Raw genomic sequence first — 21,467 nt, forward strand, 5'->3', positions numbered from 1 at the left:
GGTCACTTTTCCTTGCGCGAGCAATCCCCAGAGTTGTCATCCGAACAGGACCGGAAGGGAGGTCGGCGAACGGAAGACCTGGCCGCGGATGTGCGGGTCGTCTCCGTCCGGGTCCAACCGCAGATTGGGCAACCGATCCAATAGAAGGTTTACGGCGGTGCGCATTTCGAGCCGCGCCAGGTGCATGCCCAGACACACGTGCACCCCGTGGCCCCAGCCGAGATTCCCCTTGGGTGTCCGGAAGATGTCGAACTCGTCCGGGTTCTCCCACCGATCCTCCTGCCGGTTCGCCGAACCGAGCATCGGCATGACCGACGATCCCTCGGGGATCTGAACGCCGCCGAGTTCGGTGTCGCAGGTGGCAGTGCGGGTGATGGTCAGCAGGGGTGGATTCCAGCGCACCGCTTCCTCGATGGCCGGTGGGAGCAGCGACCGGTCCGCGCGGAGGGCATCCAGTTGCGCTGTGTCCGTGAGCAACCCGAACAGCAGATTTCCCAATGATCGATAGGTGGTCTCCACGCCGGCCGGCAACAGCAGTCGCAGGAACGAGAAGATCTCCTCATCGGTCAGCTTCTCGCCGTCGATCTCGGCCTCGGCGAGCAGGCTGATCATGTCTTCCTTCGGCTCGGCCCGGCGGGCCTGCAAGATCGGTGCGAAGTAGTCGCACAGCGCGGCCGATGCCGCCAGCCCGCGTTCCGGGTTCATGATCCAACTCAGCAGTGAGATGGACCAGCGTTGGAACTGCGGATAGTCCTGCTCCGGCAACCCCAGCAGGCCCGCGATGATCCGGCTCGGATAGTCGAAGGTGAATTGCTTGACCAGGTCGGCCTTGCCGTCCGAGGCGAATTTGTCGATGAGCTCATTGCCGACGCGGCCCACCAACTCGTCTTGCCAACGCGCCAGGGCCTTTTGCGAAAACGCCTTGGACACCAACGAACGCAGGCGGCCGTGCACCGGTTCGTCCATGCCCAGCATCACGCGATCACCCAACACTGGACCGAACGCTGCGATGACCCCTGACGACGAGAACGTCAGATTGTCTCGCAGCATCTGCTGGGCGTCCTCGTAGCGGTACACAATAAAGACCGGCTTGCCCTCCTCCCCTGGCATCGCGGACATGTCGATCCGCTGGATCGGCTCTTCGCGCCGAAGCCTGGCCAACTCCGGGAAGGGATCCCGGACATCTCCTGATACGGCGTCGTCGAAGGAGCCGAAGTCCTCGAGGTCGTCAAAAAGCTGTTCCATGCTGCTCCTAGCTGGCCGGGTATGCGACGGACTTAATTTCGGTGTATTGCTCGAATCCGGCGATGCCGTTCTGGCGTCCGACGCCGCTGTCCTTGTAGCCGCCGAAGGGGGTGTCTGCGCCGTAACCCGCGGTGCCGTTGAGCCCGATGAACCCGGCACGCAGCCGGCGCGCCACCGCGAGCGAGCGTTCCAGCGAGCCCGACATGACATTGCCGGCGAGTCCGTAAGGGCTGTCGTTGGCGATGCGAATGGCGTCCTCTTCGTCCTCATAGGGGATGACCACCAGAACGGGGCCGAAGATCTCCTCCTGGGCGATCGTCATCGAGTTGTCCACGTCGGTGAAAAGTGTTGGTTTGACCCAGAATCCCTTGTCGAACTGCTTCGGGGCCTCGGTGCTGCCGACCAGCATCGTGGCGCCCTCGTCGACACCTTTCCTGATGTATCCGAGGATGCGTGCCTGCTGTTTGGCCGAGATGACCGGACCACAGAGAGTGCCGGGGTCCTGCGGGTCACCGGCGGCGATGTTCTCGTAGATGGTCTTGAGGATCGCGACGCCCTCGTCGTACCGGGAGCGAGGCAGCAGCATCCGGGTGGGAGCCGCGCACCCTTGGCCGGCGTGCATCAGCGGGCCGATACCGATCAGGCACGCAGTGTTGAAGTCGGCGTCCTCCAACACAATCGTCGCCGACTTGCCGCCCAGCTCGAGGAACAACCGCTTCATCGTCGCGGCGCCCTTCTCCATGATCCGCTTGCCAACGGCGGTCGAACCGGTGAACGAGATCATGTCGACCTTGCGTGACAGCGTGAGTTCTTCGCCGACGAGATGGTCCGATGCCGTCACCACGTTCACCACCCCGGCGGGTATGTCGGTGTTCTCGGCGATGAGCCGGCCCAGTCGCGTGGCGTTGAACGGGGTGTCCGGCGCGGGCTTGAGTACGACGGTGTTCCCGGTCGCCAAGGCCTGTCCCAGCTTGTTGATGGTGACCTCGAACGGAAAGTTCCACGGCGTGATGGCGCCGACGACACCGACCGGTTCATGCCACACCTTGCGCGTGGTGTTGACGCCGGTGACGGACACCACGGTGTCGCCGAGATCGGTTTCCCACGGGAAGGTTTCGATGAGCCGGGCCGGGTATTTGAGGCCGTCCGCCAGCGGCGCGTCGAGTTGCGGGCCGTGCGTCACCGCACGCGGTGCCCCGACTTCGGCGATGAGTTCTTCACGCAACTCCTCCAACTCGCCTTCGACGGCGTCGTGTAGCTGTTCGAGGCACCGCTTACGGAGTTGGTGGTTGGTCGACCAATCGGTCTCGTCGAAGGACCGACGGGCCGCGTCGATGGCCCGGTTGATATCTGCCTTCGACGCATCCGAGACCTCGCCGAGGACCTCTTCATTCGCCGGGTTGATGTTGGTGAACGTGCCTGCCTCGCCGTCGACGAGCTTGCCGTCGATCAGCATCCTCGATTCGAAGTCAGCCATGGTCTGCACCTTCCCCTCGCAGCGCGCCGAACCGCGGGATTCCCATCATCAGCCTCGTCATCTGGTGCAGCCCCGCAGAGGGAAGTATGCGATTGGCGATCAACAACATTCGCGCATCGGGCCCGACCGCCGTCCTGACGAACGGCTTCGAGCCCTCGAGCGCCTTGGCCAGGCCCGCAGCGAATACTTCGGGTGGTCTGGCCGCGCGCTTCATCATGGCCCGCCCACGCTTGTCCATAGTGCGGTGGTGCGGCGCGTACGGCCCGTCCAGATCGCGGTCGTCGGTGGTTCCGGCATCGGTGATGATCTCCGTGTCGTATGTCCCGGTAACCAGGATCGTGACGCCGATCCCAAATGGCGCGACCTCCCCGGCCATCGATTCGCCCCACCGTTCCAGCGCACCCTTGACGGCTGAATACGGTGCGGTCGCGGGCATTCCACGCACACCTGCCGCACTCGAGATCAAGACGATGCGGCCGCGCCCAGCCGCGCGCATGGACGGCAGAAGCGACTTGGTGAGTGCCACCGGACCGAAGATGTTGGTCGCGAACATGCGTTCCCAGAGTTCCGGCGACGTCTCCTCGACCATTCCTGCCGCCGAGATGCCGGCGTTGTGCACCAACGCATGTGGCGCACCGACGGCTTCCTCGATCGCCTTGGCCGCCGCGGCGATCGAGGCACCGTCGGTGAGGTCGAGCTGAATCCCGATCAGCCTGTCGTCGTCCTGACCGGCTCCGGTAGCCTCGCGCAGCAGCGGCATTCCGCGATCCGGGGTGCGCATCGCCGCGACCACGCGCCACCCCTCGCGATAAAGGTGCGTGGTCGATGCGAAGCCGAGCCCACGGGACGCGCCCGTGATGACGACTGTTCGATGCTCACCCATTCTGGTTCTCCGATGCGCACCGGTCGCTCTTCGAACCCAGCTCTACGTCAGGGTTGCTGGCCGGCCCCTGCTGCCAGGTGGACCACTTGCCTACCGAGTACGGTCCCTCCGCTCCGTTCGCCCGGTAATAGCCCTGCGGGTCATAAATCTTCGCTTCGGGATACGGCCACGGGCAGGCGACTGAGGTGGCCAACCCGCTGGCCTTGATGGCCCAAAACCAGCTTCCGTAGGCGAAGTACGCAACGTTGACGATCATGAACATCACCAAGAACGTGCCGAGTACCGGCTTTTTCGGGAACAGCCTGGCCTTCGCGGCGAGCTTCTCCGCCACCGCTTTGCCCGTGTCGTCGCGGTAGACCAGGATCGCTGCCGGAATCATCACGAAGGTCACCGCCAGCGACTCCCAGATCAGCGGGAATTGGAACGTGCTGCCGGGGAACAGCGTGCCGAACGGGATTGCCTGGGAGTAGATGTACAGCCCGGTGCGCACCAGGCTGACCTCGAGGAAGGCGTCGAAGATGAAGCCGATCACCAACACCAAGCCGCCCAGGCTGATCAGTGGATGCCTGCTGACGAACGCCTCCGGACCGCGTTTGGCCTGCCACTTGCGCAGGAGCCAGATGGCCGGGAAATAGGGGCCGAAGTAGAACGTCACGTAGCCGAACACGATGAACGGTTCGACCGTCGGCGACATCATGATCAGCGGCCAGTTTTCCGGCCAGTGCACCAACGCCGGGTTGTACACCGCGTAGGGCGCCCAATTCATGATCGGGTCCTGCCACACGATCACCGTCGTGACCAACACCATCAAGAGCACCGGGCTGCCGGGATTGCGCCGCCAGGCACGGATGAACACGATCGTCAGCACCACGACCATGAGCAGGGCGCCGACTTGCGGGATGATCTGCCAGTGATCAAATGCCGTCAGAAACTCAACCGGACGCGGACGCCCTTCGACGTTCGGGTTGGCCACGCGCGGGTGGACGTCCGTCCGCGCAACGGAGAGGAACATCCCCCAGAAGCCCAGCCATCCGATCAGCGCAATCCACCGGCCCCAGTTCGGCCCCTTGCGCGGCGGCCGGTCGACCTTCGTATCGGGCGGTAACGATTCTCTCGTTGTCACGCTATTCCTCCCCGAACCGATCGACCAGGTGCGAATTGATGCCATCTGCATCGAGCGTGCGGGCGACCAGATACCCAGAGCCCATCCAGGCCCGTCGGGTCCACTTCCCCAGAGAAACCCGGGTTCCCGGTGCACCGGAGGCGGCGGGCATCATCTTGACCCGCTCGAGCGCTTCCTTGACTCCGCGCGGGCTCAGCGGGTGGGAGTCGGTGAAGGCCCGAACCAGGGTGGCGGCCACGTCGTGGTTGACCACCGAGACGCAGTACTCGGGCCGACTTCCGTCGTACTTCGCGGCATAGCGGTCCAACCAGGCCTGGCCGATCGGGTTGCCCTCGTCGTATTGGTCGACGCCGATCCAGCCCATGAAGGCGTTCCACATGATCGGGTTCACCCAGGCGTTCTGGAACGCCGTCGTCGTGAAGCGCGGCGGGTCCCAGTCGAGTGCCTCCAGAGCGGGGTTGATGAACACGATGCCGAAACCGAAGCCCAGGTGCACGATCGCCTCGGCCTTGGCTTCGTGCAGTGTCCGCACCGCCTGGTCGATGTCCTGCGCGGTCTGCGCGATCGCGACCTCGGCAACGATCCGAATTCCCTTGCGTCGGCATGCAGTTCGGAGGTTTTTCAGGTAGCTCTCGCCTATCAGGCTCTGCTCGACCAGCACGCCGATCTCCGACAGGCCCCGTTTGGCCGCCAGATCGGCGAGGAAGATCGGCTCGTCGGTCATCGAGCCCTGGGGGAAGGAGAACGTCCATTCACCCAGCCAGTCGTCGGTTCCCGTGACGCTGATCGCCGGCACCTTGAAGCGCTCCTCGATGGCTTCCCGCAGCGGCACGCAGTTGTCGGTGATGTTCGGCCCGAACACCACCAGGCAGCCCTCGTCGACGAGCTCGGCGTACGCATCGATGACCGCCTTGACCGAGCCCTTCGGCAGCCCCTCCACCTCGCGGTAGATCATCTGCACCGGCCGGTCCATCAGTCCCTGTTCCACCGCCTCTTCGAAGACGAGGTCGAAGCACCGGGTGAAGGACGCGAACAGCTCCTCGGGAAATCCCGGGGGCAGGGTGAAGTCCATCAGGTATCCGACCTTGATGGGCTCCGCGGTGCTTTCGTACGACATCTGACCTCCGTGGACGGCGTTCATCGAAGTAACGGCTGTGTCGACCTAATATTTGTTCTGAACCTAACGGGGGCGGGACACTGCGTCAATCACCTGATGCCGATTCGCCCAGGTAGACGTCGATCAACTCGTGAAGACCACGGCTCACCGCGACGTCGTCGGTCAACGGCCCCGCGATGGCCACCCTGGCGGCCAGCGCAACCGGCAATCCCTCGGCGATGAGGCGCCCCGCCGCGATCAGCACGCGGGTCGATGCGACCTCACGCAATCCTCCGGTCTCCAGCCGCCGGATGGCCTGCCCGAAGCGGACCAGCTCGACAGCGGTGGCATGATCCACGCCCGCCTCATGGGCGACGATGCCCTCTTCGACGACGGGTTCCGGAAAGCCGAACTCGATGGCCACCATCCGCTGGCGCGTCGAGTCCTTGAGATCTTTGAGGACGCTCTGATAACCGGGGTTGTACGACACGACCAGGCCGAATCCCGGTGCCGCGTCCAGCGTGATGCCGAGGCGCTCGATGGGCAACTGACGACGGTAGTCGGCGAGGGGGTGTAGCACCACGGTGGTGTCCTGCCGGGCCTCGACGACCTCGTCGAGGTAGCAGATCGCGCCCTCTCGCACGGCGCGGGTCAACGGACCGTCCACCCACACCGTCTCGTCGCCGCGCAGCAGGTAGCGACCGACGAGGTCGGCGGTGGTGAGGTCATCGTGGCAGGCGACGGTGATCAGCGGCCGCCCGAGATCGTGGGCCATCGCCTCGACGAAACGCGTCTTGCCGCAACCGGTGGGCCCCTTCAGCACCAGCGACAGGCCTTGGCGGTAGGCCGCCTTGAACACCGTCTCCTCGTTGCCGACAGGCTTGTAATAGGGACGCGCGCCGTCGGTCTGCGAACTGGCACCGTTCTGGTAAGCGAGCCCGGACTCGTTGGCCATCAACACACCTCTCGTTGTATCCGCCCCGATGCGGTACTAAAGAAAGCCTAACCGGAACAGATGTTTGTTTCAACCATTTGTTACGTCGGCTGCCGACGGGTCGATGTCACCAACTGCACTCTGCGACTTGGCATCACCGCGACCGAAGCACCTTCATGACACCCGACGACGAACCTCGCCTGAGCGGATCGCCGAGCGGAACATCGGTCCGACCACGCCGGCGAGCTGGTCCGGGGTGGAGATCGTGGCGTGCGCTGCGCTACCGAAAACCCGGCGCAACGAGTCGACATCCGTGCTGGCACCGATGGTCAGGCACACACATCCGGTCCCCCGGCGCCGAGCCTCGATCAGGGCACGCCTGGCATCGGCGGCTCCGTAGGGCCGCTCGTAGCCGTGGTCATAGGCCAGCCCGTCGGACAGCACGACCAACAGCCGCCGCGACGTGCCACCACGCTCCTCCAACACCGCCGAACCATGCCGGATGGCCGCCCCGAGTCGCGAGTACGCACCGGGTTCCAGGCTGTTCAGCCGCCGGATCACCTGCGCATCGAGGTGATCGTCGAACCGCTTCACCGGAACCATCGTCACCGATGAGCGCCCCTGGGAGTAGTAGGCGTACAGCGATACCCGGTCACCCAGGTCGTGCAGCGCAACCATCAGGTGGGCTACCGCCGTGCGCTGCTGCTGGTGCACCGTGCGCCCGACGGTGCCCGGCTCCGCGGTCGAGCCCGACACATCCAACAGCAGCAGCACCGACAGGTCCCGCCGGCGTCGCAGACTGTCGAGGTAGACGGCCTCGTCGGGCACCGACCCGGCGCGGACTTCGACCCGCGCTTCGATGGCGGCATCGATGTCGATGTCGTCACCCTGGGGCTGACGATGACGACGATGTAGGCCCATGCCCAGGCGCGCCAGCGGGCGCCGCACACTGATCGCATCTTCGATCTGCTGGGTGGCGTGCGCCTTGATCTGCGGGTCGGCCTCACGGACAGTGCACCAGTCGAGCCGATAGGTCTTACGTTCGGCGTCCCATTCCGGATACTTCACACCTTCTGTCTTGATGTCGACGATCTCCTCCGACGACGCCGTCGCCAGCGATGACACCGCGTGCAGCCCACGCTTCGTCGAGTTGGTGCGATGCGTCGGGGAGTCGGCGCCGGGCGGTCCCCCGCCGCTGCCGCCGGTCTTGCGTGCCGAGGACAACAGTTTCTTCAGCCATTTGCCGAGGGCACCGCCGCCACCGACGGGGCTGGAGAACAGATCGGGATCATCGGAGTCGTCGACGTTGTCTTCGCCTAATTCCTCGAGCTCCTGGGCGCCGCGCCGTCGCGGCACATGGCCCGCCGATTCCTGATCGTCCCGCTTGGCCGCCACCGCGCACGCGGTCACGATCTTCTTGGCGTGGATCGCACCGAAACACGGTGGCGGATCTGCCACTGCATTCCGTCCACGCGCGATCTCGAGGGATGCCACGGCCGAATCGCTACGCTCGCCCATTCCTCGATCAGCCAGCGCGCCAAGGGAACCCGGCAACAGGGCGTTGTTGGCCAACAGCGCCCGGTGCCCCTCGACGGCCAGGTAGCGGTTGGCCAGCCGCCGATGGCGGACCAGGGCACCGACAACTTCCGGGTCCAGGCTGCCCGCGGCGATCAGCGACGCCTGCACGGCTACCGATTCGATCTGCGCGCGCGCCGACATCGAGGGGTCGACGAACACGGTCTGGCCGTCGGTCCACGGCGGCGTGCCCGCGCCGGCTGCAGCCACGGCAACCGGTCGGGCCGCGAGCGCGGACGCCAGCATGCTCAGTCCGGAGCGCCGCTCACCCTGACTGCCGTCGGACACCCGACCACCTCCGCACTCACCAGGTTCGACTGTTTGACCAAATATCTGTTCCACCGTAGAGTTCGGCCCGACTAGAGTCAATCAACCGCCTTGATGGGCGCGAATCAGCGAGGAGTGCAACATGATCGACTTCGCCGGCCAGGTTGCCGTGGTGACCGGCGCCGGACGCGGACTGGGCCGGCTTTACGCCATCGATCTGGCTCGCCGGGGGGCGTCCGTGGTCGTCAACGACATCGGCGGCTCCATGGGAGGAGTCGGTACGGACACCAGCGTCGCCGACCAAGTGGTCGAGGAAATCAAGAAAGCGGGCGGACGGGCAGTCGCGTCCTACGATTCGGTGGACTGTGCCGAAGGTGGCCAGGCGATCGTCGACTCGGCGATCGAGAGCTTCGGCCGACTCGACGCCGTGGTCAGCAACGCGGGCATCTTCAACAGCATTCCGTTCGAACAACTCAGCGCCGATGACTGGCGACACATGCTGCGGGTGCATCTCGACGGCGGCTTCTACCTCAGCCGGCCCGCATACCAGGTGATGATGCAGCAGTCCTACGGGCGTTTCGTTTTCATCTCGTCGTCGGCAGGCAATTTCGGTCAGCCGATGGAGGCTCATTACGCGGCGGCCAAAACCGGACTCGTCGGGCTGTCCAACGTCATCGCCATCGAAGGCGCGGCGCACGGCATCAGCTCGAATACCGTACTGCCCACCGGCTTTTCACGAATGGTCACCGAGACAGTCGGCGATGAGAAGTTCCTGGCCGAGTCAGGCTTCATGCAAGCCATTCGACCCGAACTCGTCGTGCCGCTGGTGACCTTCCTCGCAAGCAGAGGCTGTACCTTCACTCACCGCAATTACTCGGCGTGCGCCGGACGGTACGCACGGGTCTTCGTCGGGCTGAGCGATGGCTGGCTGGCGGGCGCGGGCAGTGAGCCTGCCGCGGAGGACATCGAGAAGCACCTGGACGAAATATCCTCCACCGACAAGTTCATCGTGCCGGACTCGATCGTCGACGAGGTACTGCAGGTGTGTGACCGACGAGGTGTCAGCGCCATGCCAGACAACGCCGATGTCGCGTTTCCGGAGACCCGAGTTGCGGGTCGGTAGGATCGGTTGCCGGTCCCGTATCGGCGATGACTAAGGAGCAGCGATGGCCGACGCCGTAGGGCGAAACTCCAAACGCGGCCGCCCCGCGGGCAAGAAACGCCCGGTCGCTGCGAAGCTCACCGTCGTCGCCGGCTCAGCGCCCGTCGATCTCACGCGCCGCACCGAGATCCTCAAGACCGCGAACTCCGTCATCGCCACCACCGGCCTTCGTAGCTCGCTGCAACAGATCGCCGACGCGGCAGGCATTCTCGCGGGCAGCCTCTATCACCACTTCGAATCGAAGGAAGCCATCCTCGTCGAGCTGATCCGGCTCTATCACGCTGACCTGGATCGCGTCGGCGAGCTCGCTTTGCAACGCCTCGACGAGGCTGACCCGCGCCCCGCCTCCGAACAGATCACCGCACTTGGATGCGAAATCGCCCGTTGCGCGGTGGACCATCGAGCCGCCCTGCAGATGTCCTTCTACGAGGGGCCCAGCAACGACTCCGAGCTCATCGAGTTGACTGCCCGCCAACCCACGAAGATCCAGGCAGCGATGCTGCAGGCGCTGCATGCCGGCCGCCGCGGCGGCGACATCCGCTCCGATGTCGACCTTCCCACCCTGGCCGACCGTCTCTGCCAGAGCATGTTGCACGTCGGCCTCGACGTGATCCGGCACAACGCCTCGACCGACACAGTGGCCACCTTGAAGTGCCGGATAGCTCTGGAAGGTCTCGCCGCCGATCCCCCCTCCGACAGGGATCTGGATCGGTCCAACGCCTTCGCGGCCGCCCAAGCAGTCGTCAAGAGCTGGGACGATGTCGAAGACGACGCCGACCTCAAGGCCGCCCACGTGCGGGCGGTGGCCCGAACGGAGTTCGGACGCCGCGGCTATGAGATGACGACCATTCGCGACATCGCGTCCGCCGCGGGATTGGGTACCGGAACCGTCTACCGGATCATCGGCTCGAAAGACGAGCTGCTGATGTCGATCATGCTGGAGTTCGGTCGAAAGGTCGGTGGTGCATGGACCGACATCGTCCACGCGGACTCCACGACCGTGGAGAAGCTCGATGCGCTGAGCTGGCTGAACATCAATGCACTCGACCAGTTCCCCGACGAGTTCCGCATCCAGCTGGCGTGGCTACGCCAATCACCTCCGGACTCGGCCAACCCCGCATGGTCCTTCACCACCCGTATCCGTCAGATGAAAGCTCTTCTTTCCGAAGGAATCCGAGACGGCGAGATACACATCAAGAGGGCGGGCGCGGACATGCTGACCCGCTGCATCATCGGTGAGCAGTGGATCCCTGAGAACATCCTCCAGGAGATCGGTACGCGGAACGCGTTGATCCTCGCTCGCGACACCGTGTTGCGGGGCGTCGCCGTCCGCGGATCCTGACCACATCTCGCTGCTTGGGCCGTTTTCAGTCGAATGCATACCGCGGCAACGTATTCGGGATATCAAGCGAGCTCAACAGGCCTGTGGGTGCGTCGACCACGTAGGGAATCGCGTTGACTACGCGCATGGCGGTTGCCGCCATCGCCGCCCGCCCTGCACCGTCCCCTTCGGACGCCCCCAGGTTCATCGCGCAGTGGATATCGGGATCACCGTCGATATCCACCCGGTAGGTGGCGTCGAACTCCGACGCCGGCCAATCGGGTGCGACGTCACGTGACATCCGGATGATGTGCTCGATCACGATGGCCTCCCGGCCGTTCACCACGCCGGCCGCACGGGTGGAAACCGCACCGCAGGTGCCCGCCGGGATGGTTCCGAATGCCACCTCGATATCCCGGTCGGTGGTACGCCGGCCGAGCGATCCGCGAACCTCGGACACCGCCGCGCCGAGTGCATTGGCAATCAGGTAAATCGGCGCCTTCCAGGCCATCTCGATGAATCCGGGCGTCTTGAGCATCGGTTCGAAGTCCAGCGGACGCCCGAATCCCATGCCATCCATCATCACGTCGGCAACCGGATAGTGATCGTTGAGGGAAACCTCGGTGACCGTGAGGCGGTCGATATTCTTTGATTGGGTCGCCAGCATCAGCGCAAGCTGGTCCGAACCGAATCCAGGAAAGACACCCGACGCATAGAACGAGGAGCCACCGGACTTGGCCGCGGCTTCCAACTGGCTGCGCCACTCGGCTGAATAGTAGGCCGGCGGGTATACCAGGCCGGTCGATGTTGTTGACACCACGTTGATTCCGGCGTGCAACAGCCGCACGTAGTCCGGCACCGCCGCGGCGTCGCGATCGGGCCCACTTGCCGCGTACACCACACAGTCAGGTGCCAACGCGATGAGGGCGTCGACGTCATCGGTAGCGGGCACGCCGAGCGGCCTGCCCCCGGACAGGACACCTGCGTCCTGCCCGACCTTGGCGGCCGAGTGCACCCACACCCCTACCAGTTCGAGGTCCGGCCGCCGGGCGATCGCGTCGATCGCTATCGACCCGACGCCGCCGGTGGACCAGACGACGGCCCGCAAAGGTCGCAAAGGCATTGTCACTCTTGGCTCCTCATCATCTACATACGTCATGCATGTTCAGATACCGTGACGGCCCGGTCGAGGTATGGCCATGCCATTTCCGGTGGCAACCCGGCGCAGAGCGGCAGCAGCGGCAGCGGTCTGCCGCCGCGGATGTAGCCGGCGGCCTCGTCGACGGTCAGGATCCGATAGGGGCCGCCGGCCTGCCGCAGCGCCGCCACGGTGTCGGCACGTGAGATGCTGGCGACCGAGTCGTCAGTTTTCCGATAAGCGGCGGCGGTGACGGCATCGTGAAGAAGAAAGGGTCCCAATTCATCCCATGCCCGGTCTACGTCGTCGGCCACGAATATCGCAGTGGGTGCGTCGGCAACAGGAAACTGGACCACGCCGGGTTCGTGGCCGTTGGCCCGGCACTCAGCGTCATAGAACTCCTTGAGCCCCGGTGTTGCCGTCTGCGAGATGAATCCGAGGCCGTGCCGCGCCGCCCGTCGCGCGGCGGCCCGGGTACCTCCCGCGATGAGCAGGTGGGGTCCGGATGCACTCGCGGGGCCGGGCGTCACCGTGATCCGCCGGCCGTCATGCTCGACGGTCTCCCCCGCCAGCAATCGCAGCAGCAGCGCCAACCGCTCATCGGCCACCTTGCCACGCGTGCTCATGTCCACGCCGAAGTGCTCGTACTCCTCGGCACGGTGCCCGACACCGAGCGCGTACAAGACCCGGCCGCGGCTGATGAGGTCCAGCGCACAGATCTCCTCAGCGAGCCGTACCGGATCCCAGAATGGAATCGGCACTGCGGCAAGCAGAATCGAGAGCTGACGCGTACGGGCGGCGATCGCTGCGGCCAGGATGTGCGGAGCGGCGAGATGCCCGTCGGCGGTCCCGTGATGCTCGGACAACACTGCCATCACCGCACCGCGTGTCTCGGCCCACGCACACATGTCGATGGCAGCGGCGTAGAGGTCACACGTCGATGCCACACCGGCCGGGGCCCGCATGTCGAAACGCAGGGTGAACATCAGAGCCGACAGTAACCTAAATTTTGTTCCGCGTCACGGCTGAATGTAAAGCCTGGCGAGCAGACGTGAATGTCCCCGAAATCTGTGGACTTCGGGGACATTCACGTCTGCTCGCGCAAGAAGAGATCAGCGGCGGGGCAGCCCCAATACCTGGGTGGCGATGATGTTGCGCTGGATCTCGGAGGTGCCACCGGCGATGGTGCCGCCGAAGCTTCGGGCGTAGCGCTCGAACCAGCTGGAGAAATAGTGGTCAAGGTTCATGTGCTCGTACGGACCCGATGTGGCCGGATGGATCAGCCCGTCGGGGCCGGCCGCGGTCAGCGCGTTCTCGAACGCGTTGCGCTCCGCTTCGGATCCGAACAACTTGAGCACCGACACCGATGCGGTATCCGCCTCGCCGCGTGAGGCCTTGGCCAGCGCCGCGGATCCCATGGCACGCAAGGCCTGGTAGTCCATGATCGTGGTGGCGTACTGGTCGCGCTCCAACTCGGTCTTGGGATGGAAGTCGGCCAGCATGTTGTCGATTCGGTCGGCAAAGCCGAGCCACATCATGGTGCGCTCGTGACCGAGCGAGCCGTTGGCCACGCCCCAGCCGCCGTTGAGAGGGCCGACCAGGTTTTCGGCCGGCACCCGGGCGTCGGTGAAGAAGACCTCGTTGAAATCGAGGTTCTCCTCGCCCGTCATATCGGCGAACGGCCGGCACACCACCCCGGGGGTGTCGGTCGGGATGATCAGCACGCTGATTCCCTTGTGCTTCGGCGCATCCGGATCGGTGCGCACGAACGTCAGCAGGAAGTCGGCGTCGTGAGCACCGGAGGTCCACACCTTCTGGCCGTTGACGACGAAGTGATCGCCATCTTGCACGGCACGGGTACGCAGTGACGCAAGGTCCGAGCCCGCGCTCGGCTCACTCATACCCAGCGACGCGGTCTTCTCTCCCCGCAGCACCGGCACCGCCCAGCGGTGCTTCTGCTCCTCGGAACCGAACGTAAGCAGTGACGCCGCAATGATGTTGACGCCCTGCGGGTTGAAGCTGTGATAGATCCGACGGCGGCACAGCTCATCGAGGTGGACGAAAGTCTGCACCACGGTGGCGTTGCGCCCACCGAACTCCGGCGGTTGCGCGGGCAGCAACCACCCGTTGTCGAACAGCAGACGCTGCCAGTCGCGGGCCCACTGCGGCATGTGCGACACCGAACGGGGCCGCTCCAGTGTGTCGGCCGCAGAAGGCAGATTGGCATCGAGGAATGCCGAGAACTCGGCCCGGAACTCCTCGACGTCGGAATCGTATGTCAGCTGCATTTACAGTCCCCTGTAGGTCGTGCGGTACTCGGCGGCGATCAACGCGCGGTGCTCGGCAGCGCCGCCCAACAGCAGCTCCCCGGCCTTGGCCCGCTTGAGCGCGAACTGCACGTCGTTCTCCCAGGTGAAGCCCATCCCACCGAACAACTGCACGCCGTGGCGGAACACCACGGTCTGGCACTCCCCCGCCGCCGCCTTGGCCATCCTCGCCGCCAGGCGGCGCCGCGGATCGTCTGCAGCGATCGTCAACGCGGCGAAGTACGCCAGCGCACGGGCGCGCTCGATCGCCACGTGCATGTCGACAGCCTTGTGCTGCACCGCCTGAAACGACCCGATCGCCACGCCGAACTGCTGACGCTGCTTCACATGCTCGAGGACGAGGTCCAGCGCCCGCTGACAGGCGCCAACCATGGTGATGGCCATACCGGTCAGGGCTAGATGGTGCGCCTTCTCGGTGTCGACGCGCACGCGGTCCGTGTCCTCGACCTGCACATTCGCGAAGGACATCTCAGCCACATGCAGCACCGGATCGAAGATCTGGCTGCGGCGAACCACCGCCTTGGTGGCGTCCACCAGGAACACGCCGGCATCGGTCACCACGGCCAGGTTCTGCGCGCGGTCGCCGTCCAGGACGTGATGGGCGGTCCCGGTAAGCACCCAGCCGGTGGCGTCCCGGTTGGCCGCCACACCGCTGTACACCGCGGCGCCGGCCTTGGCCGCGTCGAAGCGGTCCCCCGCCAGCGGCGCGTACTGCGACATGGTCGCCAGGTAGGGCGTCAGATCCGTGCCCCGACCGAGTTCCTCGAGCACGATCGCCAGCTCGACCGCGTTCTCCGAGTCGGTGAGCTCGGTCCAGCCCTGGTCGATATAGCTCTGCCACAGCGGTGTCGGATCGACACCCTGTTCGGCCACTTCACGGACCAGCGTGGCCGGGCACTGCTTGGTCACCGCATCGCGCACGGTTTCCTGCCATAGCCGCTGATCGGCATCGAATTCGAGTAGCACCCGCCGCCTCCTGCTGCACTGTTACGTCGAAAGGAGAATAACATTCTCTTTCTGCGGCGGTATCTTCTCCATCAGCAAGTGACGGTTCTCCGAATCAGTGGGTTGTGCGAGTGACCAGCACCTACGCTTACCTGCGATAAAGCGTCACAGCGGCTTGAGAACTATGTTCTTGCCATAGAAGAATATGGATCTAGACTGGCTGTAAGGTCCGGCGTAACAAGCACGTCGTCAACAGCGCGTGCGCAGCTCGTTTCCGGACGGACATCGGAGGACAGTCTTGGCCATAGAGCAAACCGACGGCACACGTGTACCGGTCATCGATGCGAGCGTGCACATCTTTGTCGGGTCGAACAAGGACCTGCGGCAGAACTTCATGAAGGAACCGTTTGCCAGCCGTGGCTTTCCCGATTACGAGATGAACTGGTACGGCGCACCGGGCGGCGAGTACGCCAAGGACACCAAGGGACCCGACCGCCAGTACCCCGGCTCCGATCCTGATATCGCCGCCCGGCATCTGTTCACCGACCGAGGCGTCGACATCGCCATCCTGCACCCCATGACCCGTGGCATCATGCCCGACCGTCACCTCGGTTCCGCACTGGCCGCCGCACACAACGAGATGATGGTGACCCGGTGGCTCGAACACGGCGAGCATGGTGAGCGCTTCCGCGGCACCATCCGGGTCAATCCGGACGACATCGCCGGCGCCCTGCGCGAACTCGACAAGTACAAGGACCACCCGCGCGTGGTGCAGATCGCTGTGCCATTGCAATCGCGCGAGCTATACGGCAAGCCGCAGTACTGGCCGCTGTGGGATGCCGCCGCCGAAGCCGGTCTACCGGTCGCCGTGCACATCGAGGGCGGCGCCGGTATCCAGTTCGCGCCGACCCCGTCAGGCAAGACCAGGACCTATGAGCAGTACCTGGGCTTCATGGCCCTCAACTACATCTATCACCTGATGAACATGATCGCCGAGGGCGTGTTCGAAAGGACACCGACGCTGCAGTTCGTCTGGTCCGACGGCGCCGCGGACATGTTGACCCCCTTCATGTGGCGGATGGATTGCTTCGGCCGGCCACACCTCGAGCAGACCCCGTGGGCCCCCAAGATGCCCAGCGATTACCTGCCCGGGCACGTTTTCTTCGTCCAAGGCGCACTCGACGGGCCCGGCGACACCGAGTTTGCCGGTGAGTGGTTCGGCTTCACCGGCAAGGAAGACATGGTCATGTTCGGCTCCAGCTATCCGCACTGGCAGCTGAACGAGTCGGAGGTTCCCACCGCGTTCAGCACCGAACAGCGGGACAAATTGTTGTGGCGCAATGCCGCACAGCTTTACGGACTGGAGCAGGACCTCGCAGGCCTGGTCCCATCGTCCGCGGTCGCGGCGCAGTAGGCATTCGAGGGAGGCACAGTACAGATGTCCGTCACAACCAACCCCCGGGTGCCCGCAGCCGAGCGGATCGCAGTCCGTTGCGTCGACTCCGACGTCCACCCCATGCCGCGACGCGGCGAGCTGATGGAGTACATCCCGGAACCTTGGCGCAGCAAGTACTTTCTGAACCACAAGGTCGGAGAACAGATCTACTACGATGCCCCGGATTACGCACATGCGTATGCGATGCGGGTGGACGCGTTCCCGCCGGACGGCGAATTCGCCTGCAGTGACCCGGATATGGCGCTGCGCCAGCTCATCATGGAGGCCGGCTCCGACATCGCCATCCTGGAGCCCACGCATTCCGAGCACCGGCTCGGCGAGGCCACCGCCGCCTACTGCACAGCGGTCAACCTGTGGCTGGCCAATCACTGGCTCGACAGTCACAACAACTGGCACGAGCGCTGGCGGGGTTCGATCTGTATCGCGATCGAGGAGCCGCAGACCGCGGTGGCAGAGATCGAACAGTGGGCCGAACACCCATACATGGCACAGGTGCTGATGAAGGCCGAACCACGGCCATCCTGGGGCGACCCGAAGTACGACCCGATCTGGGCCGCGGCCACCAAACACGACATCACCGTGAGCTGCCACCTGTCCCGCGGCGAGTACGAGACTCTGCCGACCCCGCCCGTGGGGCTGCCCAGCTACAACCACGATTTCATGGTCAGCTACTCGCTGTTGGCGGCCAATCAGGTGATGAGCCTGATCTTCGACGGCGTTTTCGACCGGTTCCCGACGCTGCGGGTGGTGTTCGTCGAACATGCGTTCACCTGGATCCTGCCGTTGATGTGGCGAATGGACGCCATCTATGAAAAGCGCAAGGGTTGGATGGACATCAAGCGCAAGCCGAGCGAGTACGTCAAGGACCACATCAAGTTCACCACCCAGCCGCTGGACTACCCCGAGGACAAGACCGAGCTGTCGCGGGCCTTCGAGTGGATGGAGTGCGACAAGATCCTGCTGTATTCCAGCGACTATCCGCACTGGACCTTCGATGATCCCCGCTGGCTGGTCAAACACCTGCCCGAGCATGCGCGGGAGGCCATCATGTTCCGCAACGGCATCGAAACCTACAAGCTCCCCGAGACCGTGCCGGCCCTCGAGGGACAGATCCGGGTGTTCTGATGACCGAACCCGAGAAGCGCCCCCGACTCGCGCAGGGACGCGAGCACGTCGTCGCCAACGTCGATGAAATCCCGCCCGGCACACACAAACTCGTACCGATTGGCCGTCACGGCGTCGGCGTGTACAACGTCAACGGCACCTTCTACGCCATCGCCAACTACTGCCCGCACGAGGGCGGTCCGCTGTGCTCGGGCCGGGCCCGGGGCCGGACGGTGGTCGATGAGAAAGTGCCAGGCGACGCAGTGATGGTGCGCGACAAGGAGTTCATCTACTGCCCCTGGCACCAATGGGGTTTCGAGCTGGCGACCGGCACCACCGCGGTGAAGCCGGAATGGAGTATCCGTACCTACCCGGTCCGTGTGGTTGGAGAAGAAGTACTGGTGATGGCATGAGCGAGCTTGCGAGCGAATCAACGACCATGACTGACCTGGTTTTGGGCGGGCCCGAACTCAAGCCGAGTGAGAAGACCATGGAGATCAACGGCGGCAACGTCGTCTACGAACTCCTCGGCAAGAAAGGCGATTTCATCGCCCTTACCCCCGGTGGCCGGTTCAGTAAGGACATTCCCGGGCTTCGCCCTTTGGCGGAAGCGCTGGTCGAGGGTGGCTACCGGGTGCTGCTGTGGGACCGGCCCAACTGCGGTCGCTCCGATGTGCAGTTCTACGGGCAGAGTGAATCGCACATGCGAGCCGAGACGCTCTACAAACTGATCACCGCCCTCGAGATCGGGCCGTGCTTTATCCTCGGCGGCTCCGGCGGCGCCCGGGACTCGATGCTGACCACCATGCTCTACCCCGAGATCGTGCGAAAGCTGGTGGTGTGGAACATCGTCGGTGGCGTGTACGGGTCTTTTGTGCTCGGCGGCCACTACGTCACGCCGAGCATTCTGGCGGTACGCGGACTCGGCATCGAGGGGTTGCTCAACGTGCCGGAATGGCGCGAACGTATCGCGGAGAACCCAGCCAACCGACAGCGCCTGCTCGACCTCGAGGCCGACGAGTTCCTCAAAGTCATGCTGCGGTGGCTCAACGCGTTCGTGTCGAAACCCGGCCAGACCATCCCCGGCGTGCCCGACGAGATGTTCGACAACATCACCGTTCCCACCCTGATCATCCGTGGTGGCGAGAACGACTGGGACCACCCCAAGCGCACCTCGCTTGAAGTGAGTTGTCTCATCAAGGGTTCCAAGCTGATCGATCCGCCCTGGCCCGAGGATGCCTGGGAACGCGCTGGCGAGAAGTTCGCACAGAGCGGCGGTAAGACGTTCTGCCTGTTCGACACCTGGGCGCAGGCCGCCCCGGCCATCATCGACTTCCTGAGGTCGGCGTGAACGCATTGCCGGCTGTGGACGTCTCAAACCGTCCGGATGTGCACCTCGCAGTTCAGCGAAGCCTCCAGGGCGGTGTGGATGCGGCTTTCCGGGATGCGGGCCAGATCGGCCTTGTCCAGGGCCACCGTCACCACATCCCAGCCTTCGGCGTCAACCGTCCGACTGATGTCGCCGGACAGGCCGAACCCGGCCAGCACACCGCGAACGTCCTCATCGGTGCCGCGGCTGACGAAGGTCACCACCCCCGCTGCGGGGATGGTGCCAAATGCCTTGGCACACAGTTCTATCGCGATGGACTGCAGCTCTGGTGCATTGTCGCCGGCGATCAGCACCTCGACCTCGCGGCGATGCGCGGGCAGTTCGGCGAGCTGATTGTCCAGCACCTCGGCCCCACGTTCACCCAGCAACTCACGGAGCGTTGCCATGCCGTCGGATAGCTGCTCCGCACCGAGCTCACCAGCCGGGTCGACTCCGACGCGCACCACCGCAGTTCTCATGCCGGTAAGCCTAGCCGGGGACGGGATGTGACCATGACAGCCGAACTCACAATCGCGGCATGGCCGGGAATCACCCCGCGCCTACTCCGCGACGGGCCGGAGAGCCTGGCTGAGTATCAGCATGCCGGGGGCTATGGCGCACTTGCTGATTCGGAGTACCTACTGGACGAGGTGCAAGCCAGTGGATTGCTCGGCCGGGGCGGCGCGGCCTTTCCGTTGGCGCTGAAGCTGCGGACCGTGCGCGACAACGGCCGCCGGGCCGCCGACAATGCCGGCACCGTCGTGATCGCCAACGGCGAGGAGGGCGAGCCGGCTTCGATCAAAGACCGCTGGTTGCTGCGCAATCGCCCGCACGCAGTGCTCGACGGGCTGCGACTGGCCGCCGGGATCGTGGGGGCCGCCCGCGCCGTGGTGTACGTATCGGATTCGGCTGCCGCCGAATGTGTCGAGCGCGCGCTCGACGAAATCACCGGTGCGCTGCCTGGTCTGGCGATCGAATTGCTCACCGTCACACCGGGTTATGTCGCGGGTGAGGAGACCGCCGCCGTGCATGTGGTCAACGGCGGACCGGCCAAACCGACCGACAAACCTCCGCGCCCGTTCGAGCAGGGCGTGGACGGTAGGCCGACACTGATCAGCAATGTCGAGACGCTGGCACACCTTGCCTACCTCCACCAGCACGGGGCGCAGACGTTCCGGGAACTGGGCACCGAAGCCTCCCCCGGCACCTTCCTGGCCACGATCACCGGGGCCGGACGCGTACCTGCGCTGTACGAACTGCCGCACGGCATCGCGTTCGCCGATCTGTTGACTCTGCACGGGGTTTCCGCCGACAACGTCCGCGGAGCGCTGATGGGCGGATACTTCGCCGGGCTGATCAACCATGACATCGTCGACGCCACCCTGGATCACGAATCCGTGCGGGCACTGGGCACCGGGTTGGGCTGCGGCGCGATCGGCATCCTCACCGACGACTGCCCGGTGGCGGTCGCGGCGTCGGTGCTGGCCTACTTCGACCGGGAGAACGCCGGCCAGTGCGGTTCGTGCTTCAACGGCACCGCCGCGATGGCGGCGGTGGCCGTCGGCCTGCGCGACGGTCTGGCCACCCAGGAAGATCTGGACCGGCTCAAGCGGTGGTCGGTGGTGTTACGGGGCCGCGGAGCCTGCGCCACGCTCGACGGCGCGGCCAACGTGGCCGCCAGCCTGCTGGCACAGTTCCCCGATCACGTACAGCGTCACCTCGAAAATGGCTGTCAGACCTGCCGTTCCGGTGCATTCACCGCCGCGCGGCCGTACGAAGTGGAGTCCCTGGAGGCGGTGGTCTCGGCATGAAGGTCAAGCTCGATCGCACGTTGTGCGATGGCTTCGGGTTGTGCGCCAAGCACGCGCCGGAGTACTTCCCGCTCGACGACTGGGGGTACGCCTCGCTTCAGGGTGACGGCGACATCCCCGAGGCCGACGAGGACGCCGTCCGACGCGCGCTGCTGGACTGCCCGGTGCACGCGATCATCGAGCTGAAGGAGACACGAACGGAACGCGAGGTGGGCTGAGGCCACCTCGGAATAT

The 21,467-nt window shown here is 64.9% G+C and carries 20 protein-coding genes; 8 read left to right on the forward strand and 12 right to left on the reverse strand.

Going from position 1 to position 21,467, the window contains the following annotated elements; genetic code table 11:
* Window positions 1–36: 36 nt before the first annotated feature.
* The 7 genes from HBE63_RS15835 to HBE63_RS15865 form a co-directional block, all read right to left on the reverse strand.
* A complete protein-coding gene (locus tag HBE63_RS15835) occupies window positions 37–1,245 on the reverse strand; it encodes a cytochrome P450 (protein ID WP_166905586.1) in 1,209 nt (402 codons plus the stop codon).
* Between the two features lie 7 nt (window positions 1,246–1,252).
* Window positions 1,253–2,722 (reverse strand): aldehyde dehydrogenase family protein, encoded by a 1,470-nt coding sequence (locus HBE63_RS15840; protein ID WP_166905587.1) that lies wholly within the window; start codon window positions 2,720–2,722, stop codon window positions 1,253–1,255.
* Window positions 2,715–3,605: an SDR family oxidoreductase gene (locus HBE63_RS15845; protein ID WP_166905588.1), complete on the reverse strand. Its 891-nt coding sequence runs from the start codon at window positions 3,603–3,605 to the stop codon at window positions 2,715–2,717. Before HBE63_RS15845 ends, HBE63_RS15840 begins: the two co-directional genes overlap by 8 nt.
* Complete coding sequence (locus tag HBE63_RS15850) at window positions 3,598–4,728, reverse strand: spirocyclase AveC family protein (RefSeq protein WP_166905589.1); 1,131 nt, start codon at window positions 4,726–4,728, stop codon at window positions 3,598–3,600. The genes HBE63_RS15845 and HBE63_RS15850 overlap by 8 nt, the downstream gene beginning before the upstream one ends.
* 1 nt (window position 4,729) lies before the next feature.
* The gene (locus HBE63_RS15855) at window positions 4,730–5,845 is read right to left on the reverse strand and encodes an ABC transporter substrate-binding protein (protein WP_166905590.1); all 1,116 of its coding nucleotides are present in this window, start codon (window positions 5,843–5,845) and stop codon (window positions 4,730–4,732) included.
* Window positions 5,846–5,930: 85 nt separating this feature from the next.
* Window positions 5,931–6,779, reverse strand: a complete 849-nt coding sequence (locus HBE63_RS15860) for a CbbQ/NirQ/NorQ/GpvN family protein (protein WP_166905591.1) — start codon at window positions 6,777–6,779, stop codon at window positions 5,931–5,933.
* Window positions 6,780–6,932: 153 nt separating this feature from the next.
* On the reverse strand, window positions 6,933–8,579 hold the full coding sequence (locus HBE63_RS15865) for a nitric oxide reductase activation protein NorD (protein WP_371815032.1): 1,647 nt from the start codon (window positions 8,577–8,579) through the stop codon (window positions 6,933–6,935).
* Window positions 8,580–8,742: 163 nt separating this feature from the next.
* Here HBE63_RS15865 and HBE63_RS15870 point away from each other — a divergent pair, with 163 nt between their 5' ends.
* Window positions 8,743–9,723, forward strand: a complete 981-nt coding sequence (locus HBE63_RS15870; RefSeq protein WP_166905593.1) for an SDR family NAD(P)-dependent oxidoreductase — start codon at window positions 8,743–8,745, stop codon at window positions 9,721–9,723.
* A gap of 43 nt (window positions 9,724–9,766) precedes the next feature.
* Window positions 9,767–11,104, forward strand: a complete 1,338-nt coding sequence (locus HBE63_RS15875; protein ID WP_166905594.1) for a TetR/AcrR family transcriptional regulator — start codon at window positions 9,767–9,769, stop codon at window positions 11,102–11,104.
* 25 nt (window positions 11,105–11,129) lie between these two features.
* On the opposite strand, the gene HBE63_RS15880 is transcribed toward HBE63_RS15875, so the two are convergent.
* The 4 genes from HBE63_RS15880 to HBE63_RS15895 all read right to left on the reverse strand — a co-directional run bounded on the left by HBE63_RS15880 (window position 11,130) and on the right by HBE63_RS15895 (window position 15,514).
* Window positions 11,130–12,206, reverse strand: a complete 1,077-nt coding sequence (locus HBE63_RS15880) for a dihydrodipicolinate reductase (RefSeq protein WP_166909848.1) — start codon at window positions 12,204–12,206, stop codon at window positions 11,130–11,132.
* A 32-nt stretch (window positions 12,207–12,238) separates the two neighbouring features.
* The gene (locus HBE63_RS15885; protein WP_166905595.1) at window positions 12,239–13,207 is read right to left on the reverse strand and encodes an LLM class flavin-dependent oxidoreductase; all 969 of its coding nucleotides are present in this window, start codon (window positions 13,205–13,207) and stop codon (window positions 12,239–12,241) included.
* Between the two features lie 126 nt (window positions 13,208–13,333).
* Window positions 13,334–14,509 (reverse strand): acyl-CoA dehydrogenase family protein, encoded by a 1,176-nt coding sequence (locus tag HBE63_RS15890; RefSeq protein ID WP_166905596.1) that lies wholly within the window; start codon window positions 14,507–14,509, stop codon window positions 13,334–13,336.
* On the reverse strand, window positions 14,510–15,514 hold the full coding sequence (locus HBE63_RS15895; RefSeq protein WP_166905597.1) for an acyl-CoA dehydrogenase family protein: 1,005 nt from the start codon (window positions 15,512–15,514) through the stop codon (window positions 14,510–14,512).
* A gap of 277 nt (window positions 15,515–15,791) precedes the next feature.
* Between HBE63_RS15895 and HBE63_RS15900 the strand changes: the two genes are divergently transcribed.
* The 4 genes from HBE63_RS15900 to HBE63_RS15915 are packed head-to-tail and all read left to right on the forward strand — an operon-like array spanning window position 15,792 to window position 19,404.
* Entirely contained in the window at window positions 15,792–16,907 is a 1,116-nt protein-coding gene (locus HBE63_RS15900; RefSeq protein ID WP_166905598.1) for an amidohydrolase family protein, read from the forward strand.
* A gap of 24 nt (window positions 16,908–16,931) precedes the next feature.
* Complete coding sequence (locus HBE63_RS15905; RefSeq protein WP_166905599.1) at window positions 16,932–18,074, forward strand: amidohydrolase family protein; 1,143 nt, start codon at window positions 16,932–16,934, stop codon at window positions 18,072–18,074.
* Complete coding sequence (locus HBE63_RS15910) at window positions 18,074–18,466, forward strand: Rieske (2Fe-2S) protein (RefSeq protein ID WP_166905600.1); 393 nt, start codon at window positions 18,074–18,076, stop codon at window positions 18,464–18,466. Before HBE63_RS15905 ends, HBE63_RS15910 begins: the two co-directional genes overlap by 1 nt.
* Before the next feature lie 26 nt (window positions 18,467–18,492).
* Complete coding sequence (locus HBE63_RS15915; RefSeq protein ID WP_166909850.1) at window positions 18,493–19,404, forward strand: alpha/beta fold hydrolase; 912 nt, start codon at window positions 18,493–18,495, stop codon at window positions 19,402–19,404.
* Window positions 19,405–19,427: 23 nt separating this feature from the next.
* Here HBE63_RS15915 and HBE63_RS15920 read toward each other — a convergent pair whose 3' ends face one another.
* A complete protein-coding gene (locus HBE63_RS15920; protein ID WP_166905601.1) occupies window positions 19,428–19,901 on the reverse strand; it encodes a hypothetical protein in 474 nt (157 codons plus the stop codon).
* A gap of 27 nt (window positions 19,902–19,928) precedes the next feature.
* Between HBE63_RS15920 and HBE63_RS15925 the strand changes: the two genes are divergently transcribed.
* Together HBE63_RS15925 and HBE63_RS15930 are read left to right on the forward strand one after the other, a co-directional pair.
* Window positions 19,929–21,233: an NADH-ubiquinone oxidoreductase-F iron-sulfur binding region domain-containing protein gene (locus tag HBE63_RS15925; RefSeq protein ID WP_371814760.1), complete on the forward strand. Its 1,305-nt coding sequence runs from the start codon at window positions 19,929–19,931 to the stop codon at window positions 21,231–21,233.
* Window positions 21,230–21,451, forward strand: coding sequence for a ferredoxin (locus HBE63_RS15930; RefSeq protein WP_166905603.1), 222 nt, complete (start codon window positions 21,230–21,232; stop codon window positions 21,449–21,451). Before HBE63_RS15925 ends, HBE63_RS15930 begins: the two co-directional genes overlap by 4 nt.
* Window positions 21,452–21,467: the final 16 nt, after the last annotated feature.

The organism is Mycobacterium sp. DL440 (assembly GCF_011745145.1).
Classification (GTDB): Bacteria; Actinomycetota; Actinomycetes; order Mycobacteriales; family Mycobacteriaceae; genus Mycobacterium.

Coding starts and splice junctions, on each gene's coding strand:
- HBE63_RS15835 (WP_166905586.1), bottom strand. CDS start 1,245: ATGGAACAGCTTTTTGACGACCTCGAGGACTTCGGCTCCTTCGACGAC.
- HBE63_RS15840 (WP_166905587.1), bottom strand. CDS start 2,722: ATGGCTGACTTCGAATCGAGGATGCTGATCGACGGCAAGCTCGTCGAC.
- HBE63_RS15845 (WP_166905588.1), bottom strand. CDS start 3,605: ATGGGTGAGCATCGAACAGTCGTCATCACGGGCGCGTCCCGTGGGCTC.
- HBE63_RS15855 (WP_166905590.1), bottom strand. CDS start 5,845: ATGTCGTACGAAAGCACCGCGGAGCCCATCAAGGTCGGATACCTGATG.
- HBE63_RS15860 (WP_166905591.1), bottom strand. CDS start 6,779: ATGGCCAACGAGTCCGGGCTCGCTTACCAGAACGGTGCCAGTTCGCAG.
- HBE63_RS15865 (WP_371815032.1), bottom strand. CDS start 8,579: ATGCTGGCGTCCGCGCTCGCGGCCCGACCGGTTGCCGTGGCTGCAGCC.
- HBE63_RS15870 (WP_166905593.1), top strand. CDS start 8,743: ATGATCGACTTCGCCGGCCAGGTTGCCGTGGTGACCGGCGCCGGACGC.
- HBE63_RS15875 (WP_166905594.1), top strand. CDS start 9,767: ATGGCCGACGCCGTAGGGCGAAACTCCAAACGCGGCCGCCCCGCGGGC.
- HBE63_RS15880 (WP_166909848.1), bottom strand. CDS start 12,206: ATGCCTTTGCGACCTTTGCGGGCCGTCGTCTGGTCCACCGGCGGCGTC.
- HBE63_RS15885 (WP_166905595.1), bottom strand. CDS start 13,207: ATGTTCACCCTGCGTTTCGACATGCGGGCCCCGGCCGGTGTGGCATCG.
- HBE63_RS15890 (WP_166905596.1), bottom strand. CDS start 14,509: ATGCAGCTGACATACGATTCCGACGTCGAGGAGTTCCGGGCCGAGTTC.
- HBE63_RS15905 (WP_166905599.1), top strand. CDS start 16,932: ATGTCCGTCACAACCAACCCCCGGGTGCCCGCAGCCGAGCGGATCGCA.
- HBE63_RS15910 (WP_166905600.1), top strand. CDS start 18,074: ATGACCGAACCCGAGAAGCGCCCCCGACTCGCGCAGGGACGCGAGCAC.
- HBE63_RS15915 (WP_166909850.1), top strand. CDS start 18,493: ATGACTGACCTGGTTTTGGGCGGGCCCGAACTCAAGCCGAGTGAGAAG.
- HBE63_RS15920 (WP_166905601.1), bottom strand. CDS start 19,901: ATGAGAACTGCGGTGGTGCGCGTCGGAGTCGACCCGGCTGGTGAGCTC.
- HBE63_RS15930 (WP_166905603.1), top strand. CDS start 21,230: ATGAAGGTCAAGCTCGATCGCACGTTGTGCGATGGCTTCGGGTTGTGC.